This is a genomic window from Flagellimonas beolgyonensis (assembly GCF_003992615.1).
Classification (GTDB): domain Bacteria; phylum Bacteroidota; class Bacteroidia; order Flavobacteriales; family Flavobacteriaceae; genus Flagellimonas; species Flagellimonas beolgyonensis.
Genome location: NZ_RZMY01000016.1, coordinates 244351 through 264150, shown reverse-complemented (window position 1 = coordinate 264150; position 19800 = coordinate 244351). Strand labels below are relative to the sequence as shown.

At 41.5% G+C, this 19800-nt stretch carries 12 protein-coding genes; 4 read left to right on the top strand and 8 right to left on the bottom strand.

Going from position 1 to position 19800, the window contains the following annotated elements; all coding sequences use genetic code 11:
- Positions 1-40: 40 nt before the first annotated feature.
- The 4 genes from EO131_RS12180 (at position 41) to EO131_RS12165 (ending at position 6417) form a co-directional block, all read left to right on the top strand.
- Positions 41-358: a hypothetical protein gene (locus EO131_RS12180; protein ID WP_127022408.1), complete on the top strand. Its 318-nt coding sequence runs from the start codon at positions 41-43 to the stop codon at positions 356-358.
- Between the two features lie 282 nt (positions 359-640).
- Complete coding sequence (locus tag EO131_RS12175; RefSeq protein WP_127022405.1) at positions 641-4786, top strand: T9SS type B sorting domain-containing protein; 4146 nt, start codon at positions 641-643, stop codon at positions 4784-4786.
- 3 nt (positions 4787-4789) lie between these two features.
- Positions 4790-5731, top strand: a complete 942-nt coding sequence (locus EO131_RS12170) for a PorP/SprF family type IX secretion system membrane protein (protein ID WP_127022401.1) — start codon at positions 4790-4792, stop codon at positions 5729-5731.
- A gap of 104 nt (positions 5732-5835) precedes the next feature.
- Positions 5836-6417 (top strand): precorrin-2 dehydrogenase/sirohydrochlorin ferrochelatase family protein, encoded by a 582-nt coding sequence (locus EO131_RS12165; protein ID WP_127022398.1) that lies wholly within the window; start codon positions 5836-5838, stop codon positions 6415-6417.
- Positions 6418-6437: 20 nt separating this feature from the next.
- On the opposite strand, the gene EO131_RS12160 is transcribed toward EO131_RS12165, so the two are convergent.
- The 8 genes from EO131_RS12160 to EO131_RS12125 all read right to left on the bottom strand — a co-directional run bounded on the left by EO131_RS12160 (position 6438) and on the right by EO131_RS12125 (position 19718).
- Positions 6438-7190, bottom strand: coding sequence for a LytR/AlgR family response regulator transcription factor (locus tag EO131_RS12160; RefSeq protein WP_127022395.1), 753 nt, complete (start codon positions 7188-7190; stop codon positions 6438-6440).
- A gap of 10 nt (positions 7191-7200) precedes the next feature.
- On the bottom strand, positions 7201-8781 hold the full coding sequence (locus EO131_RS12155) for a sensor histidine kinase (RefSeq protein ID WP_164731683.1): 1581 nt from the start codon (positions 8779-8781) through the stop codon (positions 7201-7203).
- Positions 8782-10001: 1220 nt separating this feature from the next.
- The gene (locus tag EO131_RS12150) at positions 10002-10661 is read right to left on the bottom strand and encodes a hypothetical protein (protein WP_206512887.1); all 660 of its coding nucleotides are present in this window, start codon (positions 10659-10661) and stop codon (positions 10002-10004) included.
- A 160-nt stretch (positions 10662-10821) separates the two neighbouring features.
- Positions 10822-11208, bottom strand: coding sequence for a hypothetical protein (locus EO131_RS12145; RefSeq protein WP_127022386.1), 387 nt, complete (start codon positions 11206-11208; stop codon positions 10822-10824).
- 155 nt (positions 11209-11363) lie between these two features.
- Positions 11364-12347 carry a dienelactone hydrolase family protein gene (locus tag EO131_RS12140; RefSeq protein WP_206512886.1) on the bottom strand — a complete coding sequence of 328 codons (984 nt, stop codon included), beginning with the start codon at positions 12345-12347 and terminating at the stop codon, positions 11364-11366.
- 48 nt (positions 12348-12395) lie between these two features.
- A complete protein-coding gene (locus EO131_RS12135) occupies positions 12396-13343 on the bottom strand; it encodes a PorP/SprF family type IX secretion system membrane protein (RefSeq protein ID WP_127022380.1) in 948 nt (315 codons plus the stop codon).
- Positions 13344-13355: 12 nt separating this feature from the next.
- Positions 13356-17072, bottom strand: coding sequence for a T9SS type B sorting domain-containing protein (locus EO131_RS12130; RefSeq protein ID WP_164731682.1), 3717 nt, complete (start codon positions 17070-17072; stop codon positions 13356-13358).
- A 498-nt stretch (positions 17073-17570) separates the two neighbouring features.
- Positions 17571-19718 (bottom strand): DUF5723 family protein, encoded by a 2148-nt coding sequence (locus EO131_RS12125; RefSeq protein ID WP_127022374.1) that lies wholly within the window; start codon positions 19716-19718, stop codon positions 17571-17573.
- Positions 19719-19800: the final 82 nt, after the last annotated feature.

Sequence of the window (19800 nt, the reverse complement as noted above, 5' to 3'; positions counted from 1 at the left end):
ATTATTTTAGAGGCCAAATATTGTTAAATACATAAAAAATATGGCCAAATATTTTTACATCACTATAATCGCATTGTTTATGGGGGTCGGAATGGTTCAAGCACAGGAAGGTATTGTAACCGGGCCAAAGGCAAAAAACAGGAAGCCTTGGAAGAATCCGAAGCCCCAATCCACCATCGTGGTGAAGTTGCACGACCATGATCCCATGACCGGTCCTGTTGCCAAAAATAGAAAGCCGTACGAGGATATCTGTGAAACAGTACCCATGGTGTCGAGAGAGCGAAGAAAATTGACAGGACCTTGGGCGAAAAACGCCCGTCCTGAACGTGGAAATTATTGGGAACCAGAATCTAAGTAAAAAGCTGTAAAGCCGTAAGGTTCACAAACTGCTAAACAAAGCCCGCACTATAGTGCGGGCTTTGTGCTTTTTAAAATGTAAAAAGCTAAAAATCAATAGTTTTTGATGTGCTTATCTATTTTTAAATAGATTGGTTTTCAAGAAAGGAAGATTAACTTTCATCGTGAAACCCTAATTTCACAACAAACCATTGTCCAGAGACAACATATCTTCCCTTTTGGTCCGTGTTATTGGTATGTTTGAGAGGTCTTACTACGTAAGAGCAACCTCATCAACTAAACTATGAACATAGCCCCAACCTGGAAAGTTCTCAATAAACTCCATTTTATTTTTCTCTTTTCGTTGTTTACAATGCAAATGGGCCATGCACAGCTTTGTACTGTTGATGCCGGACCCGATCAAACATTGACACAGGTTTCTCCCGTATTCTTGAATGCAGCAACTCCCGTTGTTGGCATAGGTACGTGGACCCAGTTATCAGGACCTAGTTTAGTGGGTTTTGTGAATGCCAATGACCCCAATACGGAAGTACTCAATACGGCACCTGGCACCTATATTTTTGAATGGACCGTTTCAGACGCTTCATGCAGTACGAATTCAGATACCGCTGGGGTGTCCATTGTTGGTGTAGATCTTGAAGTAAATCTTTCATTCAGCAATTCGGTTCCCAATATCGGGGATGTGGTCACCTTTACCATTAATTTGAGCAACTTGGGCGACGTGGACGCCACAGGTGTGGCCCTGGAAAATTTTGTGCCCACAGGATTTGGCAGCATAACTGCCATCGACAATGGGGGTACGTTTAGCTTCATATCCCGCAACGTAACCTGGACCGGTCTTACAGTGCCAATCGGCACCAATACCGTTTCGTTGAATTTTAATGCGACCGTGTTGACCCCAACGGGAACGGCGGGAGAATATACACATTTAGCCGAAGTTACGACGACAGATCAATTTGATTATGACAGCACGCCCAATAATGACGACGGTGACCAAAGTGAGGATGATGAAGATTCTCTAACGGCAGCTCCGTTGCAGGCCGATCTTTCGTTGATCAAATCTGTAGTGGGCAATGTATTGAATCCATTTGTTGGTGATCAAATCAGTTTTGAAATATCCGTGACCAATTCAGGTCCCCACGATGCCACCAGTGTGGTAGTGGTAGACCAATTATTGTCCGGATTCGGTTTTGATTCGTATACGGCAACAGCAGGGACTTATAATTCATCGAACGGTTTTTGGCAAATCGGAACTTTGGCCAATGGGGCCACGGAGACCTTGGTGATAACCGTTACGGTAAACCCTTCGGGAAATTATACCAATACCTCTCAAGTAATCGCCTCCGATGCCTATGATCCAGATTCCACGCCGGCCAATGGGGTATCTTCGGAAGATGACCAAAGCGATGTGGTGGTAGTCCCCGAAGCAGTTATCGATCTTTCGCTGACCAAGGAAATCAATAAATCGCCGCCATTGGTGAGCGATAACGTGCGTTTTACCCTAACCGTAACCAACGATGGCCCAAGTGATGCCACCTCGGTGGAAATAACCGATCTGTTGCCCTCTGGATATACCTATGTTTCCGATAACGGGGGTGGTGCGTATGATGAGGTTACCGGAATTTGGTCTGTCGGAACAGTGGTTAGCGGTGCCTCCCTAAGTTTGGATATTTTGGCCAATGTGAATGCCTCTGGGGATTATAGAAATGTAGCAGAAATAACAGGTCATGACCAAACCGATGCCGATTCAACGCCCAACAATAATGCACCAGGTGAAGATGATCAAGATGAAGTGGTGGTGGTTCCCGATCCCTTGGTCGATGTTTCGTTGACCAAGACCGTGGATGAACTGGTACCTGAGATTGGGAGTGAAATCGTTTTCACCATAGCGGTCACCAACGATGGTCCCAGCGATGCTACCAATGTGGTGGTAACAGATATCTTGGCTTCCGGTTATCAGTTTGTAAGTGCCTTGGCTTCTGATGGAACCTACAATCCCAACAATGGTTCTTGGACGGTGGGAAATCTTTCCAACGGAACCATGGCCACCCTCGATGTTAGGGTGGAAGTTCTATCCACTGGAACATATTCCAACACGGCAGAGGTTATAAGTGTATCCGAATTGGATGTGGATTCCACTCCAGGCAACAATAATGAGTCAGAAGACGACCAGCAAACGATAACACCAATTCCCATTCCGGTTTCGGATCTATTGTTACGTAAATCGGTGAACATTTTGAGTCCGTTTGTGGGGCAACAGGTAATTTTCACCATCAATCTTACCAATTTTGGACCAAGTGATGCTACTGGGGTATCGGTCATGGATCAGTTGCCCACTGGGTATACCTATGTTTCGCACAGTACCACGGCAGGAATTTACAATGAAGCAACGGGTATGTGGGACTTAAACGGGACCTTATTGGATGGAAATACAGAGACCCTGACCATTGTTGCATTGGTAAATGCGGACGGGGATTACTTCAATGTTACCGAGGTGTTTGCTTCGGACAATGTTGATCCCAATTCGACCCCCAACAACAATAATTTTTTTGAAAACGATCTCGACAGTGCCGGAACCACGCCTATACCTTCGGCAGATCTCAATCTTGATCTATCTGTGGACAATACAACACCAGATGTTGGCGACAATGTCATTTTTACGTTGACCCTTTTGAATGAAGGTCCAAGTGACGCCATTGGGATAGTGATTGAAAATAGATTGCCGACAGGCTATACCTATGTTTCGGATAATGCTGGTGGTGCTTTCAATCCGGCATCCGGCTTATGGAATGTGGGCAAGTTGCCAGCTGGAGATCAACAGCAATTGCAAATTGTGGTACAGGTCAATCCCACGGGAGACTATACCAATATCGCTGAAGTGGTCGCGGCCATTCTGTTTGATTTGGACTCCACTCCAAACAATAATATACTGTCCGAAGATGATCAGGACGAGCAAGCCACCAATCCAAGGATTGTTACCGATATTTCATTGACCAAAACAGTGGACAATCCAACACCTGATGCTGGCAACGAAATTGTGTTCACCATTACCGTGACCAACGATGGTCCCAACGATGCAACAGGATTGGTAATAGAAGATCAATTGGCCAATGGTTATGCCTTTGTGTCCGCTACAAGTACCGCAGGTATGTATGATGAAGTGGCAGGTTCTTGGGATTTGCCCTTTCTGGCCAATGGCAGCACTGCAACCCTTCAAGTACGAACAAGGGTTAGGCCCAGTGGTGACTATAAAAACACCGCCGAATTGATTGCGCTGGATACCTACGACCCCGATTCCACCCCGAACAACAATTTAGGTTCTGAAGACGATCAAGCAACCGTGATACCAACACCTCAGGGTATGGCCGATATTTCCTTGACAAAATCAGTGGACAATGCTTCTCCGAATGTTGGCGATGTGGTGCGATTTGTAGTCAGTGTCACCAACCAAGGACCGACCAATGCCACCGGAGTACAGGTAACCGATCTATTGCCCTTGGGCTATACTTATCAATCCCACTCGACCACGGCTGGAACCTACAATCCCAATTCCGGTATTTGGAACATAAATAGAACCATACTCGATCAAGACACAGAGAGTTTGGAAGTATTGGCCATGGTCAATGCGCCTTCGGATGACCCTGATGCCTACTTGAACATTGCGTTTGTTTCGGCCAGTAATTTTGAAGACCCGGATAGTGATCCTAATTCTGGCTGGACATTGGATGATCTTAATGATGGCGTAACAGATGATGACGAGGCCAGTGCATTTGTGGTTCCACAAACCACGGACATTACTATCACAAAAAGTGTGAACAATTCCTTTCCAAATATTGGTGATGAGGTAATTTTCACCATAACGGCAACCAATCAAGGTGATGTACCTGCCACTCAAATAGGAATCGAGGAACAATTGCCTAGCGGCTATCGTTATGTCGGTCATCAGACAACTCATGGTAGTTATGACGAAGGTTCTGGTTTTTGGGAAGTGGAACAATTGGAGATTGCGGAGTCCGCCACTTTGGAACTTACCGTTGAGGTGCTCGATATCAGTGATTATTTGAACATAGTGCAGTTGAGTTATGTGGACCAGTGGGATTTCGATACCTCCAACGATTTGGCGGAGGCCTTTGTGACACCCACCTGTTTGGTGGTCTATAACGAGTTTTCTCCCAATGGTGATGGTGTAAACGATTATTTCAAAATTGATTGTATAAACCAGTATCCAAACAATACGCTTCAGGTGTATAACCGTTGGGGAAACATCGTTTTTGAGACCCGATCGTACAAAAACGACTGGGATGGTACGCCCAATGGGCGGGCCATTGTACAAAAGGAAGACCAATTGCCCGTTGGCACCTACTATTACATTTTGGACCTTGGGGATGGGTCAGAACCACGAACCGATTGGTTGTACCTAAACAGATAAATAATGGGAGTTATCACAAAGCAAAATAGAAATAAAGTGATGGGGCAACTTGGGTTGCTGGTCCTGTTATTGATTATGGGTACGGCAAGGGCACAACAAGACCCCCAGTTTACACAATACATGTACAATACTATGAGTGTGAATCCGGCCTTTGCTGGATCCAATGGGCATTTGACCGCACTGCTCATGCACCGATCCCAATGGGTGGGTATCAATGGGGCGCCTAACACCCAAATTTTGGCGGTGGATACCCCATTAGAGAATAAATTGGGTGTAGGAGGTATTTTGGCCCATGATGCCCTGGGACCTTCCTCGGAATTTTTTGTGGATGGAAATGTTTCCTATACCATTCAATTGGACAGTACCAACAGAAAGCTGTCATTCGGCATGAAACTGGGAGGTCGAATCTTCAACGTGGACTTTTCAAAGGGCTTGACGGAAGATACCGATGTGGCCTTCCAGAACAATATCAAGGGTAAATTCTTCCCAACTATTGGGGCAGGGGTATATTATCAGACGAAAAATGGCTTTTTGGGCTTTGCGGTGCCCAATTTCTTTTCACAAAAACATTATGATGGACAGGAACAGGAAATTGCGGCGGAGCGATTGCATTATTACTTTATTGGTGGGAAGAAAGTAGACCTTACACCGGATGTTAAATTGAAACCTGCATTTTTTGTGAAATGGGTGCCCGGTGCTCCCATTATTGCAGACTTTTCGGTCAATGCCTTGCTCAAGGAAACCTTTACTTTTGGTTTGGCCTACCGTTGGGACGATTCGTTCTCCACGTTGTTGGGCATGCAGATCAATTCCAATTTAAGTGCGGGATATGCCTATGACCTCACATCGTCCAACTTGGCCAGTTATACAGGAGGATCTCATGAACTGTTCCTGAGGTATGAATTCAAGACGAGCAAAAAGCAGTTGGAGGCACCTACATTTTAGCAATTGGTTTTAAGCATGTCTGCTAAATTCCTTTGAAGCTTAAAATGTCATTATCTTTATACGATAATTGAAAGGAAGCTATTTTCCAGTATAAGTGTCGATTTATGGAACGCAACGAGCTTTACCCTATTTTTTTAAAGGTCAACAATTTGCAGGTCCTTATTGTAGGTGGCGGAAACGTTGGGCTTGAAAAGTTGTCGTTCCTGCTCAAATCCAGTCCGAATGCCCAAGTGCAAATGGTCGCTCCCGATTTCTTGAAGGATACCTTGGCCTTGGCATCAAAACATCATGTTGAAATTACCAGGGAGCCCTACAATGTTTCTTTTTTGGAGGGAAAACATATGGTGATAGCTTGTACGGACAGACCGGAGGTAAACGAACAAGTCTACCATGATTGCAGGGCAAGACAGATTTTGGTGAATGTGGCCGACAATCCGCCGTTCTGCGATTTTTATATGGGTGGAATCGTTACCAAGGGCAATGTGAAAGTGGCGATTTCCACCAATGGTAAATCCCCGACCACGGCCAAACGCTTGCGCCAATTTTTTGAGGATGTGATTCCGGACAATATCGATGAGCTTGTGAACAACCTTAATGCCTACCGAAAAACCCTTAAGGGAAATTTCGAGGAAAAAGTGGAAACCCTGAATGAGTTTACCAAGGGTTTGATTCAAAAAAAGGAATGATCCTTTTGCCCTAATGGATCCTACAGTTTTTTCATGGCGTCAATAAGGTCATCTTTTTTCTTGGGTGAAATGTTTACCTGCATATCGTTGCTCATGATCAGGTAGCCCCCATCGGATTTGATGTACTTTTTAACCTCCTTAAGGTTGATGAGATAGCTATTGTGTACCCGCATAAATTGGTGGTCGCTCAATAGGTTTTCGTATTCTTTCAGGTGTTTGCTCACCAAAAGGGTATTGTTGTCCTTCATGATGAAGCTTGTGTATGAACCATCGGCTTTACAGGCAATGATATCTTCCAAGGCGATAAATTCCATGCCTGCGGTAGTGGCCAGACAAATTTTTTCGGGCCGCATACTTCCCCTGGATAGGCTTTGCATGAGGGTATCGATTTGTTCCCGGTACACATTGGTATCCATTCGGTGCCTTGCTTTTTCCACGGCCTGTTGCAGTTCGTCCAAATCTATCGGTTTTAACAGATAATCCAAGGAACTGAATTTTATGGCCTTGATCGCATATTTTTCAAAGGCGGTCGTGAAGATTACCTCAAAATTGGGATCCTTGATCTGTTCCAAAACGTCAAAACCCATTCCGGGCTGTAGCTCAATGTCCAAAAAGACCACATCGGGACTATAAACGGACAGTACTTTCACGGCCTCATCCACAGAACTGGCCGTGGCAATGACCTTTACATCTTTACAAAATTCCTCTAGCATGGATTTTAGGGTTTCCCTGCTATGCCTTTCGTCTTCAATGATTACAACTTTTAATGTCATTTGGTTGTTTTTAGGGGTTATATAATTTTATGATCACCTTGGTTCCAGCGGGATTCCCCTTAGAGTCGAATTTATCAACAATTTCCAAAGTATTTTTGTTTTCTTCCGAATCATGGAGCATTTTTAACCGACGCTGGGTAATTTTCATACCACATGATGTCCTGTTTTGTTCTTTATTGACTGATATGTATGGAATTCTACCAATGCCATTATCCTCAATTTCTATGATACAGAAATTACCCATTTTCTGGATACGGATACAAAGGCATTTTTTTCCTTTTTTCTTTCCGACCAGTCCATGTATAATGGCATTTTCGGCAAAGGGTTGTAAGAGCATCAAAGGAACTTCGATAATATCGGTTTCCAGGGATTCGTCCACTACAATGGAATAGGAAAAAGCATTGTCAAACCGAAGTGATTCCAATTCCAGATAGGAACGCAGCAAATCAATCTCTTCGGTCAAGGAAACAATGGCCTCCCTCGAACTTTCAAGTACGTTACGAGCCAATTTCGAAAACTTGGATAAATAGGAAAGAGCTGCTTTTCTATTGTTCTGCAGTATCAAATGCTGGATGGAACTAAGGGCATTAAACACAAAATGAGGGTTCATTTGTGCCCGGAGTACATTGATTTCTTTCGACATGACCTCTTGTTGTAGTGTCAACCTACCTTCATATTCCAGTTTTATCTTGTAGGCGAGACCCAAGGAGAAAATAATGATTTCAATACTGGACCCAAGAACCATAAGATGTTTGTTTAGTGTAAATAAATAGCCCAAGGCCCCGACCATGTAGATAAAGGATCCGACAACCACAAATATGGCCAACTTGTCCTTGCAGACCATTAATAAATAGGCCATGGAGACAATCCCAAAAAGGGTCATCACCAATCTTTGGATATTTAAAAGATAACTGTGGGCGACATAATTACCAGTAAAAAATACCAAAAAATCTGTGATAACAAGTACGGTTAAAAACCCTATGATGATGTGCATGCTTGTATGAAGAAGGGGATGCTTCTTTTTGGTGTCCAAATAGTGTACGGCAAAAGCAATATAGAACAGGTTGATCAAGACTTGTGAAATAACAACACTCCAATAGCCAAATAAGCTATCATAAAAGTTTATATAACCTGGAATCAATAGATTATCCTGCAACAGATAAACGATTGAAAAGAGCACATATAGTGCATAAAAGAGAAATTCCAGTTTGTGGATGTTCAGGTACACTACCAAAAAAGTGATGAAAATAATGCCACATGCTCCAAGATAGATTTGGTCAGGGAATAGTTGTTTTAAATCTTCTATGTTGTAGTATTGGGTGTAAAACCGATTGTTTGCATCGGAAAGGTATTCAAACTTGGGTTTGCCAGGTAGTGCGAATGTCAATTGGATTTTTAGGTATAGGTATTGATTGTCGATCAATTGATCATTTGTAAAATAGATGCCAGGGGTGTAAATGAAGGAAGCTTTTTCTTCCTGCTTATTGAATTTACCCACTGGCCTTTGATGGATTTGGCCATTTTCGTTAAAGAAGATAAAAGCCTTGCTAAAATCCTTGGTGCGTAAACGCCATCCTTTGCTCGTTTTCAAGTGCTCGAGGTTGTTTTTAAAATCGAGCCGTACCCAATAGGTTGTTTTTAGATTTTCAAATTGTAAAGTGTTACCAGGCAAAAAAGTGGGATTGGATTCCAATAAACCTTTTAAGTTTATATTGGGTTCATCCAAAGTGAGATAGTCAAATGGAACAGGGAAGGTGTTTCTATCAGACCATGTGGATTGGCCATAAACCATGGAACAACAAATCAAGCATAGGAGCAAAAAAGCTTTTCGTGCGTAAAAGTTTTGATCTTTAGGTACCGATCTGAATTGGAACCTATTCATCCTCCCATCTTCCTCACTGTTTGTTAAACCAAATCTTAGGAAAAAGCAGGAAATGAAATATTTATGTCCAAGAGGTTGTTCCATTATGTAAATGGATTAAGAAAAATAGTATTCTTATTGTAAGAATTAAATTATTTTTTATATTTGAAACAGTATTAACGTTAATAGCTGTCAGGTAAACATGTTTCAATTGTATACCTGAAATTAAGGGCATTCATCTTTCTGAAATTGAAGGCCCGTCTTTTCAGCTCATAATACAACTACAATTCCTGTGTAGGTTAAGCTTCAAAGATTGTTATCAAATCTCATCCACATCACCTTGTATCACAAAGGCTTAAAGTTCATTTGCAAAGCAAACAGTAGGTTCTTGTTTTTTAAATAATGTTTAGGGGGGAAGTTTGGGTTATTCCAATAGATGGTCAAATCTATTTTCTTAAGCAGTAGGGTTTTGATCGGTCATTGGCATTGAGGTTTTTTTGTTCTAATCTTTTTTAGAGTGTAAAATAACTCACCACTTTTATCTCCAAACATTACTGTTGCGCAGCATAACCCCATACTTGCTTTCAGCTTAAGGAAATTACTCATGGTGAGTTTGAATTTTACTATTTTGGGGTTAATAACATTGTAAGCTTTTTAAAATTGAAATAATGGGCCACACCATCTTCATCGCCAGAAAAGAAGATGAAAGCAAATGCTTACCTGTGCAGCCCGTTTATTTTTTAACCAATCTCTCTGGCATTCACTTGTAAATCTAAAGTGGATAAAGGGAACAATCCTTTACTATTTGACGAATCACTGTTTTGAATTCATGAAAGGAGGTTTCGGGTTTATAGGCTTCCAGAAATACAGGTGGCCTTAAAAAACAAAGCGACGTTTATTATTTCAAAACGCCGCCATGCCGTAGGTTAAATGAACACTAAAGAGTACTGTTATCCTGTTGAAACAAGATTACCATTCCTAAAATTTGGAGAACCTACACTCCGGCGCTTTTTTGGTTTTAATGCTTTATAATGTCCTTTAAAATCTATGGTGGAAACATTGCTGAAGTATCCCAACATATCTTCATAATCTTGAATATTGACTAAGTTGTTCCCGACTCTTAATTGAGTGGAGGACAAGTTGTGTTTAAAATCCCAGTCACTTTTAAGCTCGCTATCTTTGGCTCTTATAATTAGTATTTTCAATTTCTTTAAATGCCAGGCTGGCACATAGAAATTTGTTACCCCGTCCTGGAGTGATTTAAACGTTACATATACCTTCCCAACATTCTTATACACATGTGCCGTATATCCAAAAGTTGCATTGTTCAAAGGAAGTTTTAGGCAATTCTCTTCAGATTCCAAGTAAAAAAGAATAGGGTTGTTGCGAATTACTTCATCGGTCAATTGGGGAACATCCAAGCATACGGACCAACCCGGTAAAAAGTCTCGAATATCGAATGAAATGAGCTCAACTGTATTTGATTCCTTTAATTTTTGAATCCTATTTGGAATTTTATCAAAGGTTGATGGCGTGTTGAACAAATACAATGGATAACCAATAATTATCGTAGCGCAGATCAGGGTCCAAATAATGGTGAATAAAAGCATAGATGTCAAAATTTTATTTAGGGGAACATGCTAATTACTACCCAAGTAACAAATTAAATGTCAGCTTGGACCACCAAAATATACGGATGTGGGTTTCCAATTGACGTATGAAATCGCACCGATAAACCGTAACTTTTTTGGGTTGAAATGCATGGCCGTTTTATGAATTGGGTTCCGGAATCTCTATATTATCTTTCAACTGTCCCAATACCCCCATAACATCATAATTGGCAATTTTTCTTGTACTGTAATTTCTTTTGATGTGATTTATGTACGTATGAATTTCAAGGGTATAGTAGTTCTCCAGTTCAAAAATGGAATCTTTCATTGGCTCAGTAACTTTGTCCGCTAACATTTTTCCATAAGACCTGGCATGATAAACTGTTTTATGGGTGTTGTTTTCAGTATCCATCCATTCAATGGATACCTCTATGAAATCATCCATGCGTTCCCTTAGTCTATAGGTGGCATGTTTTGGGATTTTTCCAAATTCATATTCTGATTTAACTAAGTCCAATATCCATTTTTCAAGAAAGTTATCTCTCATCTCATTTATATTTAGGTGTTCTGATTTTAGATGTATTTACTAAATGATTTGAGGTTGAAATTCAGTTGCTCCTTTTTTGTGGCTCAAGGAAACTGATAATTTTTTGTATACTTTTTAATGTTATTTCTGCTAATTTGTTTGTCGTTTATTTTATTTCAATTCATGTGTAAAATTTCTTTGAACCAATTGATTGTATTTTGTCGCGCTTCCTGACTTTGGGAATTTCCATCAGTATCAAAGCCATGGCCGACATTCTGGTATTCAATTAGTTCAACATTGGCCCCTTTATCCTTTAATAGGGTATACATACAGAGGTTGGTGTCGGTCAAATAGCCCTTTTCAGGAATCTGATATAAGATTGGGGCATAGGGAAAGTATATGTTTGCAACATTTGCATCTTCATTGCACGCATTGGTTCCCCAATAGCCAAAACCGGAGGACCCTCCATAGTAAAAAACTCCACCGGCAAAACCTTCTTTGGGTTTGGGAGCAGGGGGGAGCACCCCGGAAGCTTTGTCATACTCCTTTCCATCAAACGATTGGGTCCATTCCCAGCCGTTTGGAGTAGTTTCTGTATCGTACAGGGTTGCAGCCAAAGCAGTGCCTCCATCCGAAAAACCTAAAATGCCAATATCCGCTGCTCGCACAACCAAGCTACCGTCGCTAAATTTCAATTGTTTTAATTGTTCAAGGGCAGCGTTGGCATCAGCTGGACGAACAAATTGTGCACTGATTCTAAAATTATCGGGTGCTTTGGTCCATTTGCCGGTTCTTTCGGTTACACCCCGTCCAGAGTAACTGTCCACAAAAGCTCCAACAATGCAATTACTGGCCAAAATATCTCGCCATTCCTTGAATTGGCTGGACATTTCACCGTTATTGGGGTCATCATTTTTCCACATACCGCCTGATCCGTGAAGGACAACAACAGCTGGAAAAGATGGATTGGTACAATTGTCCGGTACGGCCAGGTAAATGGGCACCTTTGCATTGCCCACCAAAACATTGATGATGGTATCTTTTGTGGATGCTGAGATTTTTACCTCATTGACTTTTGTGCCGAATGGAAAATTCGATTCATCATCGCTACAGGCGACCATTAAACATAATAGGACCATAATTTTCAATAGGTTGAGCATTTTCGATTTGTTTGGGAATAATTTCATTTTCGAATAGTGTTTTTTTATTTAATAGGTACATGAACAATTTGAAATTCCTTGAAAAAGGTCAATCCCAAGCGTTACCACATGGGTGCCACTGGAATATCCGAGTATTTCATTCATAATTACTTGATAGGAATAACCGAAGTAAAAGTCTCCTTTTTTAAGACCGATGACCGGTGCAACATAAAGAGGAGTTCCAAATTGATCGTTCAAGAACCGGTAGGTGATACCGGCGTAATAATAATCCAGAAAATCAAACCATTTAAACTTGGTGTTGATATCCGTTATGGAGCGTCCATCATTTTCAAAATATTGAAAGAAGATTGAAGGCTCTATCTCAAAGTTGTCCCTTTTATGTTTCCTGTATTGATACCCGGTATACAAATAATAGTTTCTTAAGGTATTGGGCTCAAAGATGGGATTGAACTTTTCAAAATCCTTGTTCAGGATGTTCGCAACATTGAGACTGAGATAAAATCCTCCCTTTCGATACAATGTTCCCAAATCAAAATTGGGGTTGCTGGAAGCTCGGTCGTTGACAACGGCCATATCGTTATTGTCCTCAAAATTTTCAATATCAATTCTAAATTGATTTAGATTGAATGATAGGGCAAGGGATAGATACTGTGCTTCATATTTATCAAGGGTCAGATGATGGGCGAAGGAAACTTTACCGCCCCGTTGCTTCGTCTCACCATTGGAATCATTGTAAAGGACCATTCCAATACCCGACCGATTCCCCAATCGAACATCTGCGGACAATGATTGCGTGTCGGGAGCATCCTTGATTCCCACCCACTGAGTCAACCCGTTCATCCTTACTTTTACATAATTGCCAATCCCGGCAAATGAAGGAGACATTACAAAAGGGTTGTCAGACAAATATTGGGATAGTTGAGGTATGGTCAATTCTTGGCCAATCACCCAACAGGTGTTCAACAAAAATGTCAGTAATACAATTCTTTTCCTCATTTATTCGATTCTTTATCGGTACAAAGTGAAATGGCCCACAAATTCACGTTTAGATCCATCATTCAATTTTACCGTATACCAATAATCCCCAGATGGTAGTGGTTTAGATTCATAGGTTCCGTCCCAACCATTGTCCACAGGACCCAAAACCTTGATTTTTCTTCCATACCTATCAAAAATGTAGGTCTCAATGTCTGGGAACAGCTCCATATTTCTTGGTTTCCAATAATCGTTTTGTCCATCATTATTTGGGGTAAAGAAATTGGGGATGTCCAAATCAACAAAGTTCAGGGCAATACTGGCAATGGCCTCACAACCATTGCTGTCCACAACACGAACATCGAAAGTTCCGCTATGATCAATGGTATAGGTATTTTCATGACTTCCAGAGTTGTCCTCAAAATAATAGGTATATGGTGGGAACCCTCCGCTGGCCATACCAGTAATTTGGTTGGCATATTCGTTTAGCAATGTTAGATTTAAGGGCGCTGTTGTTTCTATAGAAAATGGTATTTCTGAAAAACACCCATTGGTATGAAGGATATGTAGCGTATGATTGCCCGAACCGATGTTTTCAAAATTTGGATCTAAAGCAAAATCATTCGGATTGCTGGAGTCAATCGCGTACAACACATCATTGGCAACAGTAGGGTCCTCCAATATTACATTTATGGAATTGGATGGTAATCCATCATTACAGGAATAAATGGGTTCTACTGATGCATTTAAATTAGGACCACCTGCCTCAATTTCAAATGCGGTTGTTGATTGACATCCACCATTGTCAATTAGGGTCATCACATAGTTTCCTGGAGCCAAACCATCAATGGTAAATGAATTATCTGAGTATAATGATGGCGCGGTTGAGTTTAACTGAACGTTTATTGGTAGTTCCAATGTAGCAGCAACAACTTCAACAAATCCATCAGAATTTCCCCAACAAGTCTCATTTTGAACAGTAGTGGTTATTCCAAAACTTGTCACATTGATATTGAAACTACTTTCCGCGTTTGGACACGATGTAGTTCCGGGATTATAAATGAACACAGTTGTTGATTGTGTAATGCTATCACCAGCAAATAATTGTGTTCCGGCCCCTTCCGGTTCAGTAAAGTAGTTACCATGGGTTAATGAAGGAAGGATATATTGGCCACAAACTTCAACATCATTTAAGTTGTCAACTTGGGGCATTTCCTGTTCATATACGGTAACGGTGGACGTTACATTGTTGCATGGTGCTAGGGAGGATACAGTATAAGTGTAAACACCTGCCCCTGATAGAGCTGGACTCCAGGTTCCTCCTGTATCGGGTGTTCCTCCTAACTGAGCGAAAAGATCTGTTTCGTTAAATGAACTTGCTTCGCATATAACTAGAATGCCATCATCACCAGCATTTGTTGTGTTGTTGATCGTCACGGTGAAGGAGCTCTCGGCGGAGCAGTTCGGTGTGGTGGCCGTCTCGCTGTAGACGTAGAGTGTTGTGCTCACGGTTATGGCGTCCCCTGCGAAGAGTGGGTTGCCCCCTCCGTTGGGCGCGTCGAAATAGTTGCCGTTGGCCAGGGCTGGCAGGATGTAGGAGTCACATGCGGTGACGTCGGCTGGCGCGTCCACCACGGGTGTGTTGTTGATCGTCACGGTGAATTTTTCTTCATCAGAACATACCGATGATATTCCTCCAATTTCATCATAAATATATAGGGTAACCGTACTCGTAATTTCGTCACCAGGGTTGTATTTGTTGCCTCCACCTGAAGGCCCTCCGGATAAATCATAATAGGCTTCATTTCCAGATAGATTTGTACCTGTTATTGGAGGCAAAAAATAGGAATCACAGGCGTCAACATCTGCAATTGGGTCGATGTTGGGTGTTATGAATACGTAGATTGTTTGTTGGACATCTGTGTAGTTTCCATAGATGTCTGTGATCCTATAGGTGCGAGTTATAGTTTCTGGATTGGTTAGTCCATCTGAAACATCTCCGATGAATGTAACAGTATCCACTGCACAATTATCCGCTTCATCAGTTACTACGGTTGGGTCAGGGAATGGTGGAGCATCACAAACAGTTTCTGTTAAGGGATTGCTTGCCGTTGGCGGGATTGTATCAACAAATGCGACAGTGAAAACATCGAGGTGTTCAAAAATTACATTATCGAAGTAGGCATTTTTGGATACATCCACGCTAGTAGCGGGTATAGCTGTTATTGGCCCAGTTAGAAAATTGCCATCACCATCAGTATCAATAATAAGTGACACATTTCCACAGTTTCCATTGTCCAAAATATCGGATCCGGATAAATCTATACGAACACTGACATTTTGAATAGGATCTACACCGCCTGGTGAAACAGTTTTTTGAATTTGCCATTCCCTTTCGATTCGGGAAACGAATTGCGGTGGGAGTTCGGTTGCGACTTGGTTGAGACTATTGCGGTCATTTCCCCAAAGCAGATAGTTATGGAGATAGGATGTTGTTGTAACCGATTCACCAACCCAAGTGGTATTATCAATTATGGGTCTAGTGGTTTCTAGGTTATCTGATGAAAAGTCTGAATTGGTGGACATTGTGACCACTGCTTCACTATTCTCACTTTTTGATATACGTTGATGTAAGTTATAGCGTAGTTTCTTGTCATCATAACTGGTGGAATTATCTCCGCCATCAAAGTCTTCATATCTATCCCTGCCCAATCCTGCAATATCGAACCTATAGTTTGAATTAATTGCTGTGTCCCAAATTATGGTACCATCAGCGGCGAGGTAGTTGTAGCCTAGATTTCCAACTAGGCTTCCTAATTGACCACCTGAATTATTAAGTGTTATTCCGTATTTGATGCCCAAATAGCTTTCAATTCTTTGAATTGAATTGTCATCCAATGGTCCATCTGCCAACAGAACTTCAGCTATATCTCCCGTAAGATTTCTGTTTGAATCGTTACTATTGAAATGTTTTCCCAATCGGTTAAAGAAGAAAAGGTCGTTGTCTGCCAACGCATGTGCCCTGTTAGAGGATATATCTGCCAATCCATTTACTTTGGTAGACAGCGTTTCAGAATCAACCGCAACTTTTCTTTTCAACATACCTATGGTAGTCCGCCCCATTAAGTCTATGGAGCCATTTTGGAAGTATCCCGTTCCATTATCACCGGACCAAGTTCTGCCCACGGAGAATCTATTTCCGTCCGACACGCCGATGGATAGATTGGTTAACCAATCCTCTGAGTTGAATGATTCATGATGTGTGTTTACATCTCCACCAAACAATAATCTTTGGGTCTCTGCTGAATTACCTGCGCCCATTGCTTTAAAAACAATAAAAACAGTAATTTCTTCCCTAGAATCAGATTTAAAGACCAAGGCTTGGCCATCAAATGTTCCATCGAATCTTATGACAGGATTAAAATTCATTTGGTTCCTCCGTAGAACCGGTAATCCGGGATAGGACCCATCAGGAGATAAAAACTTTGCATATGAGCCGCTGTTTGGCCATGCATAATCAAAACCGTTTGGAAATGTCTGATTTAAAGGACCTATGGGGTTCTGGATAGCATCTTGTGCGGTAAAATCTACAAAATCGTACCAAATATTAACGATAGTGCCATCTGCAGGTGCCAGTGGGGTAAATAGCCACAATTTTGAACTAAAGTCGGGTGCATCAGTAACGTACGGGATTGGAGGGCTATTCACTGCCCTATCTGCCGTGAGCCATGTATCCACTTGCTGGCCCATTAGTTGCATGCTGGATCCCATCATCAAAATCAAAAAGCCAATTTGGAAGCAATTTTTGCGATTTAAAGTCTTCCATAATGGTTTCGACCTTGGTTTTTCTGTTTTTCCAAAGAGGAATAAGTAGAGTAGAAGTATAGCCATATTGGTTAAGATTTGGTACGTTTCCAACTGAGGTTGGGGACAGGAAACAGATTTGGTATAATAAAATAACACACATTATAAGGGGATTATTAGCCCCGATTAACCAATGCATGTTTACAATTGATGAATGCTTGAAATGGATCAATAGAGGGTAAAATAGTTTGATATTCAATCCGTTACAATTGTAAGGAATTACTTATGAATTTAGGTTGTTGTAAGATTTTCCTTGAGTAAATAAAATGGGCCGCCAATTTTAATATTGACGGCCCAACCAATCCAAAACGTAATTGAAGAACACTTGAGTTACACCAAACCTTGGTTCTAAAAATCAAACAATAGATGGATTTTTTGGAATGGTTATTTTATCAAATTTATTTCAACTCTTCTATTCTGTTTTCTGCCCAATTTTGTTGTATTGGATGCAATGGGTTTTTCTTCACCAAAGCCAATCGCCGTTAATCTGTTGCCAGAAATTCCTTCATTTATCAAGAAATCCCTAACGGAGTTGGCACGTGCTTCGGAAAGCTTTTGGTTGCTTTCACTGCTTCCAACACTATCGGTATGGCCTTCCACAGTAAACTTGGCATTTGGATACTCGTTCAATATTTGGATAATATCCACCATAACAGATACAGATTCAGGTTTAATGGTTGCCTTGCCCGTATCGAACAGAATGGTCTTCGCATAATCATTCAATTGTTTTTGAACTTCTTTAGTAACCTCTGGACATCCATGGTTGCTAACTGGACCTGCAACATTTGGGCATTCATCATCCAAATCCACTAAGGTATCTCCGTCAGTATCCGGGCATCCTTTATTTTCAGGTTTTCCTGCGTGGTTTGGACAACGGTCGTTGCCATCAATAATGCCGTCGCCATCAGTATCAGGGCATCCATTGAATTCCATTTTTCCTGGTGTTTCCGGACAGTCGTCATCTTTGTCCAGTACCCCATCACCGTCACTGTCCTTCCACGGGCAACCATTGTTTTCAATGGGTCCTGCTTCCAATGGACAAGCGTCGTCCTTATCCAAGATTCCATCACCATCGTTATCTTCCCAGGGGCAGCCATTGTTTTCAATTGGGCCAGGAGTTTCTGGACAACCATCGATATCATCTTTTAGGCCATCACCATCTTTATCGCGTAATTTGGTTTGGTAAATAGGAACCTTAACCCCGGCATATAGGTCCAATGTCTTTGTCTGTCCCAAAAAGGAGGTGAATACAGAGCTAGACCCCAAATAAAATGGACCTGCCCTTAAACCGGCACCCCATCTAAATCCAATTTCTTTCATAATGCTAATAGGGGAGTAGATACTCAACCAGGCTGTTTCCAATCGTGGGGTCAATGCCAATTTATTTTGGATGTGATTGGAATTGAGTTGGTTTTTTCCTCTAAGTGAAATATCAGAGTTGAAATTGAGGTAGAATTTTGACATCACTCGCCAATCCGCATTGGCACGGAGAGCAGTCGGAAGGGATGAATTTGCAGAGGAAGAAGTTGTACCTATTTTGTCAAAGTTATTTTCTAGGCCATTTTCAAGATCATCGCCATCAAAATCGTCAATGCTCTGGGTTTTGTCCAGATCATAGGTGTTTTCTTGCCCACCTTTATTCTTAATGCTGCCGATATCCGTTACGGAAATGCCAAACTTTAACTTGTACTTGTTGACCCCTCTATTGGAAACGGGATTTCCATTTTTATTTACGAGCATATAATCTTTGTGGTCAGGCCTCCATTCGTAAACAAAACCGATATCGGAACCAATGCCGGTAGATTTGCCGAATTTCAGGAAATCTCCCAACCCATCGTCTTCACCTCCTGATACATCATTACCATAGGTAAGTGTTCCATCGGTGGTTACCTCTCTGGTGGTGGCGTCATAATCCACGCTGACTTCGGAGCCATTTATATAGGCATGGTGAATCCCGGAAAGATATTTTAAGGTAATACCGCCCTTTAAAAAGTGCTCGCCATTGTCCATCAGGACCCTGGCATAGGATGCTCCTATTTCTGTCCATAGGTTAATGTCTCCTGAAACGTCCCCTTCATTAATAAAGAAATCTTCATCCTCATTAAAGCCGCCCTCTTTGTCCAAGGTAGCTCCGTTGATGTCGTCAATATTTATGAAAAGACGTGACCGAGTGTACAGGGCTACTGAGTTTTTTTCGTTTAAACTAAGCATTGCCGAAGGACCCAAAAGATCAATGTTGGCCGTTAAAAAGTTGTTTTCGCTTGAATTAGTTGCTGCTTCATCAAAGGTTTTGTTGAAGTCCTTAAAGGCATCACCAAGGTTAATGCCCAAATAATTGTTGCCAAAGAATGCACTAATTCCAATAAGATTGATGTCGAGTTTTAATCTTGAATCGGCAATGTTGGCAGGGTTTGATAGAACACCATGTACGCCGTTATAGTTATCCGTAAGTAAACCTTCATAGGATTGCGCCGTACTTATATTTACGGCAAGTAAAAAAATAATGCTAAAAAGTAAGTTTTTTGAAAGCATGGGTAAATTCGTTTTTACGCCCAGAACACTGGGCCAGGGTTATTTTAAGTCTAAAAATCGGTGTCAAAGGGACTGTAAAAAT